This window comes from Micromonospora sp. WMMB482, assembly GCF_019038635.1.
Classification (GTDB): domain Bacteria; phylum Actinomycetota; class Actinomycetes; order Mycobacteriales; family Micromonosporaceae; genus Micromonospora; species Micromonospora marina.
In genome coordinates, this window is sequence record NZ_JAHOPD010000020.1 from 4,035,878 (window position 1) to 4,055,248 (window position 19,371).

Below are 19,371 nucleotides of genomic sequence, written 5' to 3' on the forward strand. Positions count from 1 at the left end.
AGGAACCTGTGAACGCCCTGCTCGCCGTCGCGCTGACCGTGCTGCTCTCGGCCACCGCGCTGCTCGCCCTGGCCCGCATCTACCGCGGCCCGTCCCTGCTCGACCGGGTCGTCGGCGCCGACCTGCTGCTGACGGCGATGCTCGCCGGGGTGGGGGCGGAGGCCGCTGTCAACCGGCACGCCACCACGCTGCCCGTGCTGGTGGTGCTCTCCCTGCTCGGCTTCATCGGCTCGGTGTCGCTGGTGCGCTTCGCGGTCCGGGCCGAAGGGTGAGCGCGAGGAGTGAGCCGGTCCTGCGAGCCCCGCAGTCGCGAACGGAAGGGGGCGCGGCGTGAGCGCGAGGAGTGAGCCGTCCTGCGAGCCCCGCAGTCGCGAACGGAAGGGGGCGCGGCGTGAGCGCGAGGAGTGAGCCGGTCCTGCGAGCCCCGCAGTCGCGAACGAATAAGGGCTCAGCGTCATGAGTGCGGCCACCCTTGCGGACTGGGTGGGGGGATTCCTGCTGCTGGCCGGGGCGGTGCTCGGCCTGGTCGCCGGCATCGGGCTGGTTCGCTTCCCGAACGTACTGGACCGGATACACACGGCCACCAAGCCGCAGGTGCTCGGCGTCCTGCTGCTCCTGGCCGGGCTGGCGCTGCGCCTGCGTACCCCCTCGGACCTGGGCATGCTGGTCCTGGTGGCGATCTTCCAGCTCTCCACCGCGCCGGTGGCCGCGCAGATGATCGGCCGGGCCGCGTACCGTTCCGGACGGGTCGACCGGAAGCTGCTGGACGCCGACGAGCTGGCCGGACGCTGAACCGGACGGGCGGGAGGCTTCCCGGCACCCTCAGCGAACGTCCAGCGGGTACCGATAAAATGGGCCGCATGATCGACTCTCCTGCCCCGGAGGGCAGCAGTAGCCGGCCGGGTAATACCCGGCGAATTCCCTTCCCGACGACCGCGGGAGCCCTGAACCTCCCGTGTTGATCCTCGTCGGTCTCCTTCTCATCACCGTCCTCACCGCCGCCACCGGTTACTTCGTGGCCCAGGAGTTCGGTTACGTCGCCGTGGACCGGGGCAAGCTCAAGCAGCTCGCCGACGGTGGCGATCGTGCCGCGGCCCGGGCCCTGGAGGTGACCGGGCGGCTCTCGTTCATGCTGTCCGGCGCGCAGCTCGGCATCACCGTCACCGCCCTGCTTGTCGGTTACGTGGCCGAGCCGTACCTGGGCGCCGGGCTGGCCGACCTGTTCGGCCTGGCCGGGCTGTCCAGCTCGGTGTCGCTGCCGCTGTCAGTGGCCCTCGCCCTGATCATCGCCACCGTGGTGCAGATGGTTCTCGGTGAGCTGGCCCCGAAGAACCTGGCCATCGCGCGGGCCGAGCCGCTCGCCCGGGCGCTGTCCCGGTCCACCCTGGTGTATTTGAAGATCGCCGGTCCGCTGATCACGCTGTTCGACCGGGCCGCCGTACGGCTGCTCCGCCGGGTCGGCATCGAGCCGATCGAGGAGCTGCCCAGCGGAGCCACGCCGCAGGACCTGGAACAGATCATCGCCGAGTCCCGGGAGGAGGGGCATCTCGACGCCGAGATGTCCGACCTGCTGGACCGGGGTCTGGACTTCCGGGAGCTGACCGCCGGGGAGGCGATGGTGCCCCGGGTCGACGTGCACACCGTCCGGGCCGACGAGCCGGTCAGCCGGATCGTCGAGCTGCTGGACACCGGCCACTCCCGGTTCCCGGTACGCGGCGCCGAGGGCGTCGACGACCTGATCGGCGTGGTCGGCATCGCCGACGTGCTCGGGGTGCCCCCGGCGCAGCGCGCGACCACCAGGGTCGACGCGGTGGCCGTACCCCCGTTGCTGGTGCCCGAGACGCTGCCGCTGCCGACGGTGCTGGACCGCCTGCGGTCCGGGCACCGGCAGCTCGCCTGCGTGGTCGACGAGTACGGCGGCTTCGCCGGTGTGATCACGCTGGAGGACCTGGCCGAGGAGCTGGTCGGGCCGATCCGCGACGAGGACGACCCGCCGGACCGGGCCGCGGCCCGGCAGGAGGACGGCTCCTGGGTGGTCCCGGCGCGCTGGCGCATCGACGAGGTCGCCGACAGCACCGGCATCGAACTGCCCGAGGCGCCCGAGTACGACACGCTCTCCGGTCTGGTCATGCGGGAGCTGGGCCGGGTGCCCGAGGTCGGTGACCGGCTGGAGATCCCGGTCGTCGCGGACGGCGACGGGCCGGCCGACGGCCTGCGGGTGCTGGTCGAGGTGCTCGCGGTGGACCGGCACGTGGCCGACTCGGTGCGGCTGCGGCCGACCGCCGGCGTGTCCGGGGATGGTGCCGCATGAGCCCCGGGTTCGCGTTGTTCTTCTCCGTGGTGCTGCTGGCGCTCAACGGGTTCTTCGTGGCCGCCGAGTTCGCGCTCGTCGCGTCCAAGCGGTACCGCCTGGAGCAGGCGGCTGCCGGTGGCGGCCGGGCGGCCCGCGCGGCGCTGGACGGCGTCCGCGAGCTGAGCCTGATGCTGGCCGGCGCGCAGCTCGGCATCACGCTGTGCACGCTGGGTCTGGGCGCGTTGGCCGAGCCGGCCATTGAGCACCTGCTCAGCCCGCTGCTGCACGCGGTCGGCCTGCCTGAGGCGGTCAGCCACGTGGTGGCGCTGGTGTTCGCGCTGTCGCTCGTGACGTTCCTGCACCTGGTGGTCGGCGAGATGGCCCCGAAGTCGTGGGCGATCACCGACGCGGAGCGTTCGGCGGTGCTGCTGGCGCTGCCGTTCCGGGCGTTCGCCCGGATCGCCCGGCCGGTGCTGTCCGCGCTCAACGGGCTCGCGAACGCGATGCTGCGCCTGTTCGGGGTGCAGCAGCAGGACCAGCTCGCTCAGGTGCACGGCCCGGACGAGCTGCGCATCCTGCTGGAGCAGTCCCGGGAGCACGGGCTGCTCGGCGCCGAGCAGCACCAGCTGCTGACCAGCATGCTGGAGCTACAGGGCACCACCGTCGCGCAGGTGATGGAGCCGTTCGACCGGATCGTCACGGTGGGCCGGGGCGAGACCGCCGAGCGGATCGAACACGTCTCCCGCGACAGCGGCCGGTCCCGGCTCGCAGTGGTCGACTCCGGTGGCGAGGTGTGCGGCCTGGTGCACGTACGCGAGGCGGTGCGCGCCGTCACCACCGGCCGCCCGGCGACCGCCGGAGAGCTGATGACCAGCGCCTTCACGTTGCCGGCCGAGGCGTCGGTGACCGAGGCGGTGGCCGCGATGCGGGCGCGTCAGGCGCAGCTCGCGCTGGTGAGCAACGGTGGCGGGCCGACCCGGCCGATCGGGTTCGTCGCGCTGGAGGACCTCCTGGAGGAGGTCATCGGCGAGTTCGACGACGAGACCGACCCGGTGCCGCGGGGCCGCCGGATGCGCTGACCGTCGTGATCCGTACCGGCCCGGCGGGGTGGGACACCACCTCGCCGGGCCGGTATCCGTTTTCGGCGTGCTGCCCGACCCTGCCGGTGTGGGAGGCGAGCGGCGCATGGCCGGGCGGGCAGCGGGAAAGCCCCGGCATGCGGTTGACCGGCGTGTCGCGGGACTCCGCCTGGACCGGGCTGTCGGTGACCACGACGGTGCCCAACCCGAGCACCCGGCCGGGTCTGCGCCTGCCGGGCCGGGTGACGCTCGCCGCCGGCGGCTCGGACGTGCCGGTCCGGCACATCCGGCTGGGGCTGGTGACGCAGGTCGAACCGGATGATCCGGAGGCGCCGCGCCGTCTGGTGCAGTTCCAGACCTGGACGATCGCGGGACGGTTCGTGGTGCCGGCCGGGCGGCGGCGCGCCGTCGACTTCGCGGTGCCGCTGCCGTGGGGGGCGCCGGTGACCACGTACGGCGGGGTGCCGCTGCTGAGTCTGCGTACCGGGCTGCGCACCGAGGTGTCGGTGGACCCGGAGGTGGACCAGGGCGCGATGGTGCCGGTGCTGATCCATCCGCTGCCCACCCAGGAGCACGTGCTCACGGCGCTGGACACGCTCGGCTTCGCGATCCGGCAGGCGGGGCTGCGGGACGGCCGGCTGCCGGGCGTGGAGCAGGAGCTGCCGTTCCAGCAGTGGTACGGGTTCTGGGCCGCCCCGCTCTACGCCGGTCCGATGACGGAACTCGAAGTGATCATGCTGACCGACTCGGCCGGCATGGAGGTGCTGCTCTGGGTGGACCGGCGGCTCTCCCTGGCCGGGATCACCCATCAGAGCATCAGCCGGTTCCGGGTCTGGCACGCCGGGGCCGACCGGCGGGACTGGGTGGCCACCGTGGACGGCTGGCTGCGGCACGCCATCGACCGGCACGCAGCCGCCGCCGCGCACGCCGACTGGTCGGCCACGATCCGCGAGTCGGCGCACGTCAGCCGTCCGCCCGACCGGCCGGTCGCGCCCGGCTACGGACTCGGGGGTACGGCCGGCGGAGCGGGCATCGGCGGCGGTGGCGGAGGCGGCGACGGGACGTGAGCGGGTGCGTTGTTAAGAAGGGGCCCTTCCTCTACCGGAGGCGTTAAGAAGGGGCCCTTCCTTACACGGGCGAAGCCTTTCCCGCAGGCTGGCCTGTGCCGTCGGCCACTCCTGCGTGAGCATGGAGTACTGCACGGTGTCCCGCCAGGAGCCGTCGGCACGCTGCTTGTGCCGGCGCAGCACGCCTTCGCGGCTCGCGCCGAGCCGTTCGATCGCCCGCTGGGAGCGTTCGTTGCGGATGTCGGTGTGCCAGACCACGCGGACCGCGTCCAGCTCGTCGAACGCCCGGCCCAGCAGGAGCAGCTTCGCCTCGGTGTTGACGCCGGTACGCCACCAGGGGCGGCCCAGCCAGGTGTAGCCGATCGCCAGCGACCGGCGGACCGGGTCGATCTCGTAGTAGGAGGTCGTGCCGATCACCGCGCCGGTGACGGCGCACCGCTGCGCCCAGCACACCTGCTCGCCGCGTTCCTGCGCGTCCAGGTAGGCGGCGACCACCCGGCGCATCTCGGCGGCGCCGGCCGGCTGGACGCCGCCCAGGTGCCGCCACACCTCCGGGTCGGCGGTGGCGGCGTACAGCTCGTCGGCGTGGGCGAGGTCGAGCGGCTCCAGCACGACGTGCTCGCCGCGCAGCACCGCCGGCTCGTGCCACGGGGAGCGGGCCGAGCGCAGGTACGCGGGCACCGGCGCGGCCACCCCGGGCGCGGGTGCCGGGCGGCCCGGCGTGAGCCGCAGCGGCACCACTCCGGCCCAGTACGGCAGCGCCTCGTCGGCCGGTTCGTCGTTGACGCCGCCGGTGCGCATCCGTACCGACACCTCCCGCAGCGGCAGCGCCAGCACGGCGGTCTCGGCCAGCTCGCGCCGGTTCGGCGGGCGGCTGTCGGCGGACCGGCCGGCGGCCACCTTCTCCACCAGGGCGGTCATCACCGCTGCCTTTTCGCCGGGGTCGTCGACCAGGCGGGCGGTCCCGTGCGCCACCACTGACCGGTAGTTGGCGCTGTGGTGGAACTGGGAGCGGGCGTAGATCAGCCCGTCGAGGTGGGTGACGGCGACGCAGACCGGCAGTCCGGCCTCGCCCCGGGCGGCCAGCAGCGGCCGGCTGCCGGTGGACCCGTGCAGGTAGAGCGTGTCGCCGACGCGCACGTGCAGGGTCGGCAGGACGCGTGGCTCACCGTCCACTGTGAACGCCAGCGCGCAGTGGTACGCCTCGTCCAGCAGCGCGTGCGCGGTGGCCCGGTCGTAGTGCATCCGGTCGCGGACGCGGCTGGCGGTGGTGCGTTCGGTCGGGGGGTACACGTGTCATCCCACCTTTGTTCTAGTACAATATCCGAACTGTGGCAGCACATTATCAGGTCGCCGGGTCCACCTCGGCCGCGATTTCGGCAAGCGTCGAATCCGGCATCCGCACCGGCGATCTCGCACCGGGCGACGCCCTGCCCGCGGTCCGCGCGCTCGCCGCCGACCTCGGCGTCAGCCCGGCCACCGTCGCGAAGGCGTACCGGGAACTGCGGCAACGCGGCCTGGTCACGACCGCCGGCCGGCACGGCACCCGGGTCCGCCCCCGCCCGCCGGTCGCCGCCCGCCGCGCCGCGCTGCTGCCCCCGCCGCTGACCGGCGGCCGCGACCTCTCCGCAGGCCAGCCCGACCCCCGGCTGCTGCCCCCGCTCGGGCCGCACCTGGCCGCGCTCGCCGCCGAGATCGGACCTCCCGGCGGGTACGCGACCGACGCCGTGCTGCCCGACCTGGCCGCCCTGGCCCGGGACCGCCTCGCCGCGGACGGGGTGCCGGCCGGCGAGCTGACAGTCACCGGCGGCGCGCTCGACGGCATCGAACGGCTGCTCGCCGCCCACCTGCGCCCCGGCGACGCGGTGGCGGTGGAGGATCCGGGCTGGGCCAACCTGCTCGACCTGATCGCCGCGCTCGGGCTGCGTACCGTCGGGGTGCCGGTGGACGACGACGGGCCCACCGTGGGCGGCGTCCGGGCGGCGCTCGCCGCCGGGGTCCGGGCGCTCGTGGTGACCAGCAGGGCGCAGAACCCGACCGGCGCGGCCGTCTCCGCCGACCGGGCCGGCGCGCTGCGGACGCTGCTCGCCGGCCGGGCCGACCTGCTGCTGATCGAGGACGACCACGCCGCCGAACTGGCCCGCGTACCAGTTCATCCGCTCGCCGGGGCGACAGCGGCGTGGGCCTTCGTCCGGTCGGTGAGCAAGCCCTACGGACCCGACCTGCGGCTGGCCGTGCTGGCCGGCGACGAGGCGACAGTGGCCAGGGTGGCCGGGCGGGCGCGGGTCGGCGCCGGCTGGGTCTCCACTGTGCTGCAAGGGCTGGTCGTCTCGCTCTGGCGCGACCCGGCCACCGCCGGGCTCGTGCGGCGCGCGGCGGACAGCTATGACCGGCGGCGCGACGGGCTGGTGGCCGCGCTCGCCGTGCGCGGGGTGGCCGCGTACGGGCGCACCGGGATCAACGTCTGGGTGCCGGTGCCCGACGAGACGGTGGCGATCACGACGCTGCGCGACGCCGGGTGGTCGCTCGCCCCCGGCGGCCTGTACCGGATCGCGGCCGCCCCCGCCGTGCGCGTCTCGGTGAGCGCGCTCGACGAGGCGGACATCCCCGCGCTCGCCGACGCGCTCACCGCGGGAAGGAAGGGCCCCCTATTAACGCATTCGGTATAGGAAGGGCCCCTTCTTAACACCTCCGGTCAGCGCGGCGGGCCGCTCGCGTGCCCGGCGCCGGACGGGGTAGAACGGTCGGCATGGCCGAGACCGAGAGCGCCCCCGGAGCGCAGGAGTTCATCCCGCCGTCGGCGGACACCATCGACGACCTGCGCGCCGCGGCGGGCGGCTGCCGGGGCTGTGAGCTGTACCGGGACGCCACCCAGACCGTCTTCGGCCGCGGTGACGACCACGCGCGCGTGGTCTTCGTCGGTGAGCAACCGGGCGACATCGAGGACCAGAAGGGACTGCCGTTCGTCGGCCCGGCGGGGCGGCTGCTGCGCAAGGCCGTCGACGACGCGGCGCTGGACCCCGCCCAGATCTATCTGACGAACGCCGTGAAGCACTTCCGGTTCGAGCTGCGTGGCAAGCGGCGCATCCACCAGACCCCGGACCGGGTGCACGTCACCGCCTGCCGGCCGTGGCTGGTCGCCGAGTTCGCCCGGCTGCGCCCGGAGATCGTGGTCGTGCTCGGCGCGACCGCCGCCAAGGCGCTGCTCGGCACGTCGTTCCGGGTGACGAGGCAGCGCGGTGAGCTGCTGCCCTGGCCCGCCGCCGCCCAGCACCCGGAGGACTTCGAGCGGGTGCCGGTGGACCGGACGGGCGCGGTCGCCGACGCCCCGGCGGCCCGGCTGCTCGCCACCATCCACCCGTCCGCGGTGCTGCGCGCCGACAACCAGGACGTCGCCTACGAAGGGCTGGTCGCCGACCTGAAGGTGGCCGCGAAGGCGCTCAAGAAGTGATCTTGCCGAAGACGTCCTTGGCGACGATCCGCCCGTCCCGGACCCGGTAGACGTCCAGCCCGCGAAGCACCGTTCCGTCCTCGGCCGGCGGCCAGGCCCACTCGCAGACCGCCCGGTCGCCGGTGGCCCAGACCGCGCCGAGCGCCGGACCGCCGCCCGGCCCGAGCTGCCCGGCGAAGACCTCGGCCACCGCCGCCCGCCCCCGTACCGTGCCGGCCGGCCCGTCCCAGGCGTTCGGGCAGTAGGTGACATCCTCGGCCAGGCAGGCCGACACCGCGGCCAGGTCGCCCCGCAGCCAGGCGTCGTTGAACTCCTCGATCAGCGCGCGTGCGTCCACATCGGGCACGCTAGCGCCGAGCGCCGCCCGCCGCTGCCCCGATCAGGAGCGCTGCTGCCAGGTGCAGAGGCAGACCCGGTTGCCGTCCGGGTCGGCTAGGACCCAGAAGCTCGGCGCCTCCGCGTCGCTGACCAGCGTGCCGCCGGCCGCCAGCGCCGCCGCGATGCGGGCGTCCACCTCGGCCGGGTCGACCCACACGTCCGGATGCCACCGCTGCCGGGGCTCGTCCCGGCCGGAAGGCTGGAACCAAACCGTGGGCAGCACGCCGTCCGGGTCACGTACCTCGTCGTCGTCCGGGCCCCGGCCGCCCGGCGACTGCCAGGTCAGGACCGCCCGCCAGAACGGAAGCACCGCAGCGTGCCCAGGGGTGTCCAGCGCGAGTTCCAGACGGGATAGCCCGGCCGCCGACAGGGTCAGCCCGGCGTCGGCGGCCAGCGCCGAGATCGTCCGGGCCAGGCGCAGGTCACGCCCTGTCACGCCGCCCGCGTCGTGCGACCAGAGCCGCACGTCCACGTGGGTGTAACGCAGGTCCAGGTCGGGATGATGGTCGACCCGCTCGGCCTCCGCGCCCACCGCCGCCACCAGCGCCAGTCCGGCCGCGAAATCGGGGGTACGGATGCGCGTCTGCAACGCCCCCAGCAGGTACGTCCACCCGTCCAGCCCGGCCTCGGCGACCTGTCTCCCCGTGAGTGTGCTCATCCGGCCATCCTGGCGTGCCGCCCGTCCGCGCGCCACCTTCCACAGGGGACCGACGATCGACACGCAGGGATACGATCCGGGCATGGCCGACTCCCGACCTCGTGCGTCGCTGCTCCGGCTGGGTGCTCCCGGCCCCTACGTGATGGCCATGGTGATCGCCGGACTCGTCTGGCTGCCCATCCGGCTCTGGGAGCGGGACGCGTCCGCGCAGGCCGCGGTGGTCGAGGCCGGTCTGAACGCGGTGATCTGGGGCTTCTTCGTCTTCGTGGGGGCCCGGTTCGGGAAACCGCGCCCCGCCGAGGCGGAGCGCGCCGCCGCCTGGGCGGTCACCGAGACCGCACTGCGCCGCGGCGAGCCGCCCGCCGACGAGGCGGGACGCGCGGCGGTGGCGGACAACCTCTCCGCGGCACGCCGGGGAGCGCTGTTCGGGGCGGCCGGTGGCGTCCTGCTGCTCGGCCCGCTGATCGTGCTCGCGATCCGCGCCGGCTGGAAGTTCGCCGCCGTCGGGTTCGGGATCGTGCTGGTCGCGATCCTGGCCGAGGCCGTCCGTACCGGCCGCCGTGAGCGCCGGCTGCGAGCGGCGCTCACCCCTGTCCGGGGCGGCTGAGCGGTGTCAGACTTGCCGCCATGGAGCAGCATCTCTACGAGCCCGTCCACGACGAGTTCCGCGACCTGTGCCGACGGTTCCTCACCCGGGAGGCGGTGCCGCACCACGAGCGCTGGGAGGCCGACGGGATCGTCGACCGGCAGGTGTGGCGGGCCGCCGGCGCGGCCGGGCTGCTCGGCCCCGACGTCGACCCCGAGTACGGCGGCGGCGGGCAGCACGACTTCCGGTTCAACGCGGTACTCGACGAGGAGATCGTCGCGGCCGGGTGCACGGGTCTGGGGTTCGGGCTGCACAACGACGTGGTCGCCCCGTACCTGACCGAGCTGACCACCGGCGACCAGCGCAAGCGGTGGCTGCCCGGCTTCTGCTCCGGCGACCTGGTCACCGCCATCGCGATGAGCGAGCCGGGCGCGGGCAGCGACCTGGCCGGCATCCGCACCGCGGCGGTCCGCGACGGAGACAGCCTGGTCCTCAACGGGCAGAAGACGTTCATCACCAACGGTGAGATGGCCGACCTGGTGGTCGTGGTGGCGAAGACCGCGCCGGACCAGGGTGCCCACGGGGTGAGCCTGGTCGTGGTGGAGAACGGCACGCCGGGCTTCAGCCGGGGCCGCCGGCTGGCCAAGGTCGGGTTGAAGGCGAACGACACCGCCGAGCTGTTCTTCGACGACTGCCGGGTGCCGGCGGAGAACCTGATCGGCACCGAGAACCACGGCTTCTACCACCTGATGGCCAACCTGCCCCGGGAACGGCTGAGCATCGCCGTGGCAGCGGTGGCGGCCTGCGAGAAGCTGCTCGCGCTCACCATCGAGTACGCGCGCTCCCGCGAGGCGTTCGGGCGGCCCATCGGCCGGTTCCAGCACAACCGGTTCCTGCTGGCCGAGCTGGACACCGAGGTCACCATCGCGCGGACGTTCGTCAACCACTGTGTCACCGAGTTCAACGCGGGGCGCCTCTCGGTCACCGACGCGGCGAAGGCCAAGTGGTGGACCACCGAGTTGCAGACCAGGGTCGCCGACCGGTGTGTGCAGCTGCACGGCGGCTACGGCTTCATGGCGGAGTACCCGGTGGCGAAGGCGTGGCTGGACAGCCGGGTGCAGACCATCTACGGCGGCACCACCGAGATCATGAAGGAGATCATCGGCCGGGGCCTCGGCCTGTAGCGAAACCGGGTGCCGGCCGGACGGGCCGGTGCGGGAGGATGGGGCATCCGTCCCCATCAGGAGCGCGCATGTCCACCGACCTGACCGCGCCGGCCCCGCCCCGGCTCGACGTCGCCGGCATCCAGCGGCGTACCGTCCGGCTGCTCTTCCTCACCCAGATCATCGGCGGCATCGGCGTCACCATCGGCATCTCGGTCGGCGCGCTGCTCGCCGCCCGGGTGGCCGGCACCGCCCTGGCCGGTCTGGCGCAGAGCGCCGGGGTGGTCGGCGCCGCGCTGCTCGCCATCCCGGTCACCCGGCTCATGGCCGCACGTGGCCGGCGACCCGGCCTGGTCCTCGCGTACGCGGTGGGTGCGGTGGGCGGTGTGCTGGTGGTGGTCGCCACCGCGACGCGCCTGGTGCCGCTGCTCTTCGTCGGGATGCTGCTGTTCGGCGGCGGCACGGCGGCCAACCTCCAGGCCCGCTACACGGCGGTGGACCTGGCCGAGCCGCACCGCCGGGGGCGGCAGCTCTCGCTGGTGGTGTGGGCGACCACCATCGGCGCGGTGGCCGCGCCGAACTTCGCCGCGCTCGCCGACGACACCACCCGGGGCTGGGGCCTGCCGGCGTTGGCCGGCCCGTTCGCCTTCAGCGCCGTCGCGTTCACGCTCACCGCCGTCGTACTCCTGGTCCTGCTCCGGCCGGACCCGTTGCTCACCGCGCGCCGGCTGACGGCGGCCGAGCCGGCACCGGGCGCCGCACCGGCGGTCACCCGCCGCGGTGGCATGGTCGCCGCGTGGCGCACGGTACGCGGGCGGCCGGCCGCCCGCCTCGGCATCGCCGCGGTCGCGGTGGGGCACCTGGTGATGGTCGCTGTCATGTCGATGACCCCGGTGCACCTCGGCGAGTGGCACTCCGACGCGGACGTGCTGCCAGTGGTCGGCCTGGTGCTGAGCCTGCACATCGCCGGCATGTACGCGCTGTCGCCGGTGGTGGGCTGGCTCACCGACCGGTTCGGCCGCCGGCCGGTGATCCTCGGCGGGGTGGCGCTGCTGCTGGCCGCGTGCGCGGTCTCCGGCACCTCGGGGCACAGCACACCGCTGCTGTCGGTGGGGCTGGCGCTGCTCGGGCTGGGCTGGTCGGGCACGATGGTGGCGGGCTCGACGCTGCTGTCGGAGTCGGTGCCCACCGCCGACCGGCCGGGCGTGCAGGGCCTGTCCGACCTGCTCATGGGGCTGGCCGGGGCGGGCGCGGCGGCGGCGAGCGGGTTCGTCATGCGGGCCGTGGGGTACCCGACGCTCACCCTGCTGGCGGCGATCGCGGTGGTGCCGCTGGTGGCGCTGGCGCTGCGCCGTACCGGCCCGGCACCACTCGACGAGGAGGACTGAACACGTGCGGCTGACCGACTTCTGGACGCGGCTGGAGGAGGCGTTCGGCCCGGGGTACGCGGCCAGCATCGCCAGCGACCAGGTGCTGTCCCAGCTCGGCGGGCGGACCATCGAGCAGGCCCTCGCCGCCGGTGAGGAAACGCACGTGGTCTGGCGCGCCGTGGTCGCCGCCTACCCGGACCGGGTGCCCGCCCGACTACGCTGAGCAGCCTTTTCGTCGATCCCGCGTGTCGCTTGCCCAGTCGTACACCTGTTCGGCTATTGTCCACAGCGGGGTGCTCGTCCACAGCTCACGGCCCGTCGGCTGGTTTTCTGTCGGACCCAGCGCCTAGCGTGTCCCGCGTGACGCGAAGCTCAGGAAAGACGCCGGCGAAGGCAGGGGTGGCAACGATGGCAGCAGGGCCTGACCGGGAGAAGGCGCTCGACCTTGCTCTCGCTCAGATCGACAAGCAGTTCGGCAAGGGTTCGGTGATGCGCCTGGGGGAGCGGCCCGTCGTGCAGACGGCTGTCATCCCGACCGGCTCCATCGCGCTCGACGTGGCGCTCGGCGTGGGCGGTCTGCCCCGCGGCCGGGTGGTCGAGATCTACGGTCCGGAGTCCAGCGGTAAGACCACCGTCGCGCTGCACGCGGTCGCAAACGCCCAGCGCGCCGGCGGCATCGCCGCGTTCATCGACGCGGAGCACGCGCTCGACCCGGAGTACGCGCGGGCCCTCGGCGTCGACACCGACGCCCTGCTGGTCTCGCAGCCGGACACCGGCGAGCAGGCGCTGGAGATCGCCGACATGCTGGTCCGCTCCGGCGCGATCGACATCATCGTGATCGACTCGGTGGCGGCCCTGGTGCCGCGCGCCGAGATCGAGGGCGAGATGGGTGACAGCCACGTCGGTCTCCAGGCCCGGCTGATGAGCCAGGCGCTGCGGAAGATCACCGGTGTGCTCAACAACACCGGCACCACCGCGATCTTCATCAACCAGCTCCGCGAGAAGATCGGCGTGATGTTCGGCAGCCCGGAGACCACCACCGGTGGCCGGGCGCTGAAGTTCTACGCCTCGGTCCGGCTCGACGTGCGCCGCATCGAGAGCCTCAAGGACGGCACCGACGTGGTCGGTAACCGCACCCGGGTCAAGGTCGTGAAGAACAAGGTCGCCGCGCCGTTCAAGCAGGCCGAGTTCGACATCATGTACGGCAAGGGCATCTCCCGCGAGGGCTCGCTGATCGACGTCGGCGTGGAGCAGGCGATCATCCGCAAGTCCGGCGCCTGGTACACCTACGACGGTGACCAGCTCGGCCAGGGCAAGGAAAAGGCCCGCGAGTTCCTCCGCGAGAACCCGGACGTGGCGGCCGAGATCGAGAAGAAGATCCTGGAGAAGCTGGGCGTCGGCACCAATGGTGCGGGCGACGCCGCCGGTGGCCCGGAACTGCCGCCGGTCGACTTCTGATCCGCTGACCCGTGGCAGGACGACGCGCCCGTACGGGCCGGGGCTGGGATGCCGGCCCACCCCGTGCGGGCGACGCCACAGGTACGCCCCGGCCTCGCCGGGGACGCCGTGATCGCGCGGCGGAGCCCGATGCAGGGGAGGCTCCGGCTCCGCCGCGCGACGAGGCCGAGGTGGCCCGGGAAATCTGCCTGCGTCAGCTCGCGGTGCGCCCGCGCACCCGGGCCGAGCTGGCCGGCGCGCTGGCCCGGCGCGGCATCTCCGAGGAGGTCGCCGAGCAGGTCCTCGACCGGTACGACGAGGTCGGCATCGTCGACGACGCCGCCTTCGCCCGCGCCTGGGTGAGCAGCCGGCACAACGGCCGTGGGCTGGCCCGCCGCGCGCTCGCCAACGAACTGCGCCAGCGCGGCGTCGACGGCGAGGTGGCCGGCGCGGCCCTGGACGGGCTGGACGAGGAGACCGAGGCGCAGACCGCCCGCGCCCTGGTGGAGCGCAAGCTGCGCAGCACCCGGGGCGAGCCGGACGCGGTGTTCCGGCGTCTGGTCGGCATGCTGGCGCGCAAGGGCTACCCGGCCGGGGTGGCGTACCGGGCGGTGAAGGACGCGCTGGCCGCGCAGAGCGCCGAGGCGGCCGAGTTCGCCGAGCACATCGACGCCGACGCGATGGCCGACGCCGAGCACGACCTCGACTCCCGCCGGCTCGACTGACCGACCGGCCGCCGGTGTCGCGGCCGCCGTCCCGAGGGGAGGCGCACACCCGTGCTGAAGGCGTGTCTCAACGGCACCCGACGGCGGGGCGAGCACCCCGCGGTGCCGCTCACCCCGGCCGAACTGGCCGCCGACGCGGTGTGGTGTGCGACCGCCGGGGTGGCAGCGGTGCACGTGCATCCGCGCGACGACAGCGGCGCCGAGTCGCTCGACCCGGCGGTGATCGCCGCGGCGGTCACCGCCATCCGCTACGCCCGCCCCGGCCTGCCGGTCGGCGTGAGCACCGGCGTCTGGATCGTCCCCGACCCGGCCGCGCGGGTCGCCGCCGTCCGCGCCTGGACGGTGCTGCCCGACTTCGCCTCGGTGAACGCCCACGAACCCGGAGCGGCCGAGGTCGCCGCCGCCCTGCACGAGCGCGGCGTGATGGTCGAGGCCGGTCTGTGGACGCCGGCGGCGGTCGGCGCCTGGCGCCGCTGGTCCGCGCCCACCGGGCGGATCCTCGTCGAGTGCATGGCCGAGCGGGTCGAGACGGCGCTCGCCGACGCGGCGGCGATCCTCGCCGCGCTGCCCGGCGGGCACCCGCCGGTGCTGCTGCACGGCGAGGGTCCGGCCACCTGGCCGGTGTACGCCGAGGCGGTCCGGCGTGGTCTGCACACCCGGATCGGCCTGGAGGACACGCTGCTGCTGCCCGACGGCACCCCCGCCCCCGACAACGCCACCCTGGTGACCGCAGCCCACACCGCCGCCGCCCGCTGACCCACCCCGCTCCCAGCCCGGCGCCCGCCCGGCACCGCCCTCGCGCGACCCCCGACCGCCGCGGTAGATCCGGCGCCGCCCTCGCGCGACCCTGACCGCCGCCGTCGATCATGAACTTGACGGCATTTCCCGTCCGTTTCGTCCAGGCCAACCTCATGATCGCCCGCTCGGCCGGACCTGCCGGGCCGGCTACCCCCGCCCGCCGTGGCGCGGGCACGCGCAACCCGGCCGGACGGTGATCAAGGAGTTTGTGTCGTCTGGGCGGTCGTGGGTGGACGTCAACTCCTTGATCACGGGGTGGGAGGGTGGAGGCGGAGCTGATCATGAGGGCGCGAGAGGGGTCTGCGCTGGTCGGGGTGGTCCAGTCGCGGCGCTGCGGGGCGGGGTTTGTCCTGGCCTGTCCGGCATCTGATCACCAATGAGTGACGCCGTAACTTCTCTCCGTCCGGGTGGTTTGATCATGACTCCTTGACCGAACGGCCCCTCGCGACCTAGCCTCGCCATACAGGCTCACTTTGCCCGACCAGCGCAGGCTAAGCGCACAACATAGATCTCGTAACAGAACAGCATCACTTTGGCCAGCTACACCGGCCCTTGACGGGCGCTCCGGAGCCTCCGGAGCCTCCGACAACTGCAACCGGCCGCCAGCGGTTCCCCGCTCGGGACACCGCCGACGGAAAGCTGCCCAGAGCCAGCCGCTCCGGTCGGGCGTCCAGAGCCGCAGGCGCGTGTCCTTCGCGCGTGTCCTGCGGCGCCGACGTTTCAGGGGGAGGCGGCCATGGCAGGGCGGCACAGGTTCACCGGCGGTCTGCCACACGGCCCCGAGCCCTCCCCGGCGGGCGACAACCCCGCCACCGAGCCCCGACGGACCGGCATCGCCGGCCGGGCCATCGAGCCCCGACGGGCCGGCATCGCCGGGCGCATCGCCGAGTCCCGACGGACCGGTGACGTCGGCCAGGTCGCCGGAGCGCGGCGGGCGAGCGTGTCCGCGTACCGCTGCGGAGCGGCTCGATGAGCGCCTTCGACGTCGTCCTCCTCCTGGTCGTGCTGCTGCTGGTCGTGGTGGTGGTCGGCGCCGTGCTGCTCGGCGTGCGTACCCTCAGGCGGCTCAGCCTGGCGCCCGCGCCGGAGGACCCGGCCTTCATCGCGGAGAAGGACCGGCAGGAGCAGTCCCTCGCGGCGTTGCGGACGGCCGCCGACGAGGTGAACAGCACCATCGACGTGGCGAAGTCCGCCGCGGCGGCGGCGCGGGCCGAGGCGGCCGCCGCCAAGGCGGAGGCGAAGGCGGCCCGTGCCGAGGCGCGGCGGGTGCTCGACGACGCCCGCGCCGAGGCGGACACGGTGCTGGAGCGCGCGCACAAGCAGGCCGAGGCGGACGCCGAGCAGTTGCGCGCGACCGCGCGGCGCAGCGGCGAGCGGGAGGTGGCGGTGCTGGCCGCCACCACCCGGGAGCAGGCGGCCGAGGTGGAACGCCGGGCCGCCCGGATGGACGAGCGGGAGCGGCTGCACACCGAGGAGGTGGAGCGACTGGCCGAGCGGGAGCGGCAGCTCACCGCCGCCACCGCGGCGCTCGCCGGCCGGGAGGCCGCCCTGGCCGAGCGCGAGCGGACACTGACCGAGGTGGAGGAGAAGCGTCGCCGGGAGCTGGAGCGGGTGGCCGGGCTGACCGCTGACGCGGCCCGTGCCGAGCTGGTCGAATCGATCGAGGGGCAGGCGAAGCGGGAGGCCGCGCTGCTGGTCCGGGAGATCGAGGCGGACGCGCGCGGTAGCGCGGAGCAGCGTGCCCGCAACATCGTGGTGGACGCCATCCAGCGGGTCGCCAGCGAGCAGACCGCGGAGAGCGTGGTCAGCGTGCTGCACCTGCCCGGAGACGAGATGAAGGGGCGGATCATCGGCCGGGAGGGGCGCAACATCCGCGCCTTCGAGTCGGTCACCGGCGTCAATCTGATCATCGATGACACTCCCGAGGCGGTGCTGCTGTCCTGCTTCGACCCGGTACGCCGGGAGGTCGGCCGGGTCACGCTGGAGAAGCTGGTGCTCGACGGCCGGATCCACCCGCACCGGATCGAGGAGGTCTACGACGTGGCCCGGCAGGAGGTGGAGGAGTTGTGCTTCCGGGCCGCCGAGGATGCGCTGGTCGAGGTCGGCATCACCGAGATCCACCCGGAGCTGGTCACGCTGCTGGGCCGGTTGCGTTACCGGACGTCGTACGGGCAGAACGTCCTCAAGCACCTGGTGGAGACCGCACACATCGCCGGGGTGATGGCCGCCGAGCTGCGGCTGGACGTGCCGACGATCAAGCGGTGTGCGTTCCTGCACGACATCGGCAAGGCACTCACCCACGAGGTGGAGGGCAGCCACGCGATCATCGGCGCGGACGTGGCCCGCAAGTACGGCGAGAGCGAGGACGTGGTCCACGCCATCGAGGCACACCACAACGAGGTGCCGCCGCAGACCATCGAGGCAGTGCTGACCCAGGCGTCGGACGCCTGCTCGGGCGGGCGGCCGGGCGCGCGGCGGGAGAGCCTCGAGGCGTACGTCAAGCGGCTGGAGCGGATCGAGGAGATCGCGGCCGGCAAGCTGGGCGTGGAGAAGGTCTTCGCCATGCAGGCGGGCCGCGAGATCCGGGTGATGGTCAAGCCGGACGACGTGGACGACATCGGCGCGGCGGTGCTGGCCCGGGACGTGGCCAAGCAGATCGAGGAGGAGCTGACCTATCCGGGTCAGATCCGGGTGACTGTGGTGCGCGAGTCCCGGGTCACCGAGATCGCCCGCTGAGTGGCGGTAAGACGGTGAACGGGCGGGTGGGGGAGACCCCATCCGCCCGTTTCGTGTCCGTCGGACGACGTCAGATCACAGCGGCGTGGCGCCGGTCCCGCCGTCGGTCTGAGTGGGCGGCACCGGCTTGGCCGCGCTGCGCGGCAGCCGCGTCAGCCGCTTCTGCAACCACCAGGCCAGCACCGACAGCAGGCCGCAGATGCTGATGTAGATGGCCGCGACGACCAGGTACGTCGGCACGTACGGCAGGCCGAACGCCAGCCGGCCGCCGATCTGCTTGCCCACGAAGAGCAGCTCCGGGTACGTGATGATGAAGCCGAGCGCGGTGTCCTTGAGCAGCACGACGAGCTGGCTGACGATCGCCGGGAGCATCGACCGGAACGCCTGCGGCAGCAGGATCAGTCGCAGCACCTGGTTCTTGCGCATGCCGATCGCGTACGCGCCCTCGGACTGCCCGTACGGCACGGCGTTGATGCCGGCCCGGAAGATCTCCGCCAGCACCGAGCCGTTGTAGAGCGTCAACCCGATGACCAGCGCCCAGAACTTGTCGATCGGCCAGCCGTACTGCAACGGCACGTAGTAGCCGAAGAAGATCAGGATCAGCAGCGGGATGGCCCGGAACAGCTCCACCACGAACGTGGCCGGCACCCGGAACAACACCTTGTCACTGAGCCGGGCGCTGGCGAAGAACGCGCCGAACAGCAGCGCCAGCACGGTGGCGACGGCGGCGACCTTCAGCGTGGCCCAGAGACCGTTCAGCAGCTCCCGCTGCACGGCCGCGTACTGGAACTGTTCCCACTTGCGGGCCTCGAACTGGCCGGTCTGGTCGAACTTGTAGACCACGAACGCGATCAGCGCGACGATCGCGGCGATCGAGACGATGCCGAGGATCCGGTTGCGCATCCGGGCCTTCGGGCCGGGGATGTCGTAGAGGACGCTGCTGCTGCTCATCGGGCCACCGCCCACTTGCGCTCGAGGATCCGCTGGAGCACCACCAGCGGGATGATCAGGATGAGGAAGCCGATCACGATCCAGGTGAGCACGATGAACTGCGGCTCACCCCGCTCCGACATGTACGCCGGGATGGCGCCCGCTTCCAGCACGGAGAAGCCGGCGGCGATCGTGGTGTTCTTGAGCATGGCGATGAGCACGCTCATCATGGGCGGGACCATCGCTCGCAGCGCCTGTGGCAGCACGATCAACGTCAGCACCTGGGCGAACGTCATGCCCAGCGCGCGGGCCGCCTCGGCCTGGCCGGTGGCGACGGTGTTCACGCCGGAGCGGACCACCTCGCAGATGAAGGCCGAGGTGTACGCGATCAGCGCGATGCAGGCGCTGTTGAAGTAGTCGATGTTGACGTCCAGCTTCGGCACCGCGAAGACGAGGAACGCGAACACCAGCGTCAGGGGAGTGTTGCGGACCAGGTTGACGTAGGTGGCGCCGAACGCCCGCAGCGCGGGTACCGGGGACACCCGCATCGCGCCGAGCAGCATGCCGAGGACGAGACTGCCGACGCCGGCGATCAGGAACAGCTTGACGGTGTTGAAGAACCCCTCGCGGAACAGGCTCGCGTTGTCCGTCAGGACGCGGAAGAACTCGCCCATACCTCGCTCTCACTCTCTCCAGACGG

The 19,371-nt window shown here is 73.2% G+C and carries 20 protein-coding genes and 1 pseudogene; 16 read left to right on the plus strand and 5 right to left on the minus strand.

Going from position 1 to position 19,371, the window contains the following annotated elements:
- Positions 1–8: 8 nt before the first annotated feature.
- The 5 genes from KSK32_RS20190 (at position 9) to KSK32_RS20210 (ending at position 4,439) form a co-directional block, all read left to right on the plus strand.
- Positions 9–272 (plus strand): monovalent cation/H+ antiporter complex subunit F, encoded by a 264-nt coding sequence (locus KSK32_RS20190; protein ID WP_216932607.1) that lies wholly within the window; start codon positions 9–11, stop codon positions 270–272.
- A 184-nt stretch (positions 273–456) separates the two neighbouring features.
- Positions 457–792, plus strand: coding sequence for a monovalent cation/H(+) antiporter subunit G (gene mnhG, locus KSK32_RS20195; protein ID WP_216932608.1), 336 nt, complete (start codon positions 457–459; stop codon positions 790–792).
- Between the two features lie 163 nt (positions 793–955).
- A complete protein-coding gene (locus KSK32_RS20200) occupies positions 956–2,311 on the plus strand; it encodes a hemolysin family protein (RefSeq protein WP_216932609.1) in 1,356 nt (451 codons plus the stop codon).
- Complete coding sequence (locus KSK32_RS20205) at positions 2,308–3,372, plus strand: hemolysin family protein (RefSeq protein ID WP_216932610.1); 1,065 nt, start codon at positions 2,308–2,310, stop codon at positions 3,370–3,372. The genes KSK32_RS20200 and KSK32_RS20205 overlap by 4 nt, the downstream gene beginning before the upstream one ends.
- 137 nt (positions 3,373–3,509) lie before the next feature.
- The gene (locus KSK32_RS20210) at positions 3,510–4,439 is read left to right on the plus strand and encodes a sporulation protein (protein ID WP_216932611.1); all 930 of its coding nucleotides are present in this window, start codon (positions 3,510–3,512) and stop codon (positions 4,437–4,439) included.
- A 12-nt stretch (positions 4,440–4,451) separates the two neighbouring features.
- Here the strand turns inward: KSK32_RS20210 and KSK32_RS20215 are convergent, their stop codons facing one another.
- The gene (locus tag KSK32_RS20215) at positions 4,452–5,732 is read right to left on the minus strand and encodes a bifunctional pyridoxamine 5'-phosphate oxidase family protein/GNAT family N-acetyltransferase (protein ID WP_216932612.1); all 1,281 of its coding nucleotides are present in this window, start codon (positions 5,730–5,732) and stop codon (positions 4,452–4,454) included.
- A gap of 38 nt (positions 5,733–5,770) precedes the next feature.
- Between KSK32_RS20215 and KSK32_RS20220 the strand changes: the two genes are divergently transcribed.
- The gene (locus tag KSK32_RS20220; protein WP_216932613.1) at positions 5,771–7,108 is read left to right on the plus strand and encodes an aminotransferase class I/II-fold pyridoxal phosphate-dependent enzyme; all 1,338 of its coding nucleotides are present in this window, start codon (positions 5,771–5,773) and stop codon (positions 7,106–7,108) included.
- Positions 7,109–7,188: 80 nt separating this feature from the next.
- A complete protein-coding gene (locus tag KSK32_RS20225; RefSeq protein ID WP_216932614.1) occupies positions 7,189–7,890 on the plus strand; it encodes a UdgX family uracil-DNA binding protein in 702 nt (233 codons plus the stop codon).
- On the opposite strand, the gene KSK32_RS20230 is transcribed toward KSK32_RS20225, so the two are convergent.
- Complete coding sequence (locus tag KSK32_RS20230) at positions 7,880–8,227, minus strand: nuclear transport factor 2 family protein (RefSeq protein ID WP_289256341.1); 348 nt, start codon at positions 8,225–8,227, stop codon at positions 7,880–7,882. The genes KSK32_RS20225 and KSK32_RS20230 overlap by 11 nt on opposite strands.
- A gap of 42 nt (positions 8,228–8,269) precedes the next feature.
- On the minus strand, positions 8,270–8,926 hold the full coding sequence (locus tag KSK32_RS20235; RefSeq protein WP_216932616.1) for a 4a-hydroxytetrahydrobiopterin dehydratase: 657 nt from the start codon (positions 8,924–8,926) through the stop codon (positions 8,270–8,272).
- Positions 8,927–9,008: 82 nt separating this feature from the next.
- Between KSK32_RS20235 and KSK32_RS20240 the strand changes: the two genes are divergently transcribed.
- The 9 genes and pseudogenes from KSK32_RS20240 (at position 9,009) to rny (ending at position 17,741) form a co-directional block, all read left to right on the plus strand.
- Positions 9,009–9,533 (plus strand): hypothetical protein, encoded by a 525-nt coding sequence (locus tag KSK32_RS20240; protein WP_216932617.1) that lies wholly within the window; start codon positions 9,009–9,011, stop codon positions 9,531–9,533.
- Positions 9,534–9,553: 20 nt separating this feature from the next.
- Entirely contained in the window at positions 9,554–10,696 is a 1,143-nt protein-coding gene (locus tag KSK32_RS20245; RefSeq protein WP_216932618.1) for an acyl-CoA dehydrogenase family protein, read from the plus strand.
- 68 nt (positions 10,697–10,764) lie between these two features.
- Positions 10,765–12,077 (plus strand): annotated as a pseudogene (locus tag KSK32_RS20250) (MFS transporter).
- Positions 12,068–12,268 (plus strand): DUF3046 domain-containing protein, encoded by a 201-nt coding sequence (locus tag KSK32_RS20255; RefSeq protein ID WP_091190932.1) that lies wholly within the window; start codon positions 12,068–12,070, stop codon positions 12,266–12,268. Before KSK32_RS20250 ends, KSK32_RS20255 begins: the two are co-directional and overlap by 10 nt.
- Before the next feature lie 185 nt (positions 12,269–12,453).
- On the plus strand, positions 12,454–13,503 hold the full coding sequence (gene recA, locus KSK32_RS20260; RefSeq protein WP_216932620.1) for a recombinase RecA: 1,050 nt from the start codon (positions 12,454–12,456) through the stop codon (positions 13,501–13,503).
- A gap of 11 nt (positions 13,504–13,514) precedes the next feature.
- Positions 13,515–14,207, plus strand: coding sequence for a regulatory protein RecX (locus KSK32_RS20265; protein ID WP_216932621.1), 693 nt, complete (start codon positions 13,515–13,517; stop codon positions 14,205–14,207).
- Positions 14,208–14,258: 51 nt separating this feature from the next.
- Positions 14,259–14,963, plus strand: coding sequence for a 3-keto-5-aminohexanoate cleavage protein (locus KSK32_RS20270; RefSeq protein WP_216932622.1), 705 nt, complete (start codon positions 14,259–14,261; stop codon positions 14,961–14,963).
- Between the two features lie 778 nt (positions 14,964–15,741).
- Positions 15,742–15,978: a hypothetical protein gene (locus tag KSK32_RS20275; RefSeq protein WP_216932623.1), complete on the plus strand. Its 237-nt coding sequence runs from the start codon at positions 15,742–15,744 to the stop codon at positions 15,976–15,978.
- Positions 15,975–17,741, plus strand: coding sequence for a ribonuclease Y (gene rny / locus KSK32_RS20280; protein ID WP_216932624.1), 1,767 nt, complete (start codon positions 15,975–15,977; stop codon positions 17,739–17,741). Before KSK32_RS20275 ends, rny begins: the two co-directional genes overlap by 4 nt.
- 75 nt (positions 17,742–17,816) lie before the next feature.
- Here rny and KSK32_RS20285 read toward each other — a convergent pair whose 3' ends face one another.
- The gene (locus KSK32_RS20285; protein ID WP_216932625.1) at positions 17,817–18,692 is read right to left on the minus strand and encodes an amino acid ABC transporter permease; all 876 of its coding nucleotides are present in this window, start codon (positions 18,690–18,692) and stop codon (positions 17,817–17,819) included.
- Positions 18,689–19,345, minus strand: a complete 657-nt coding sequence (locus KSK32_RS20290) for an amino acid ABC transporter permease (protein ID WP_194802967.1) — start codon at positions 19,343–19,345, stop codon at positions 18,689–18,691. Before KSK32_RS20290 ends, KSK32_RS20285 begins: the two co-directional genes overlap by 4 nt.
- Between the last annotated feature and the right edge of the window lie 26 nt (positions 19,346–19,371).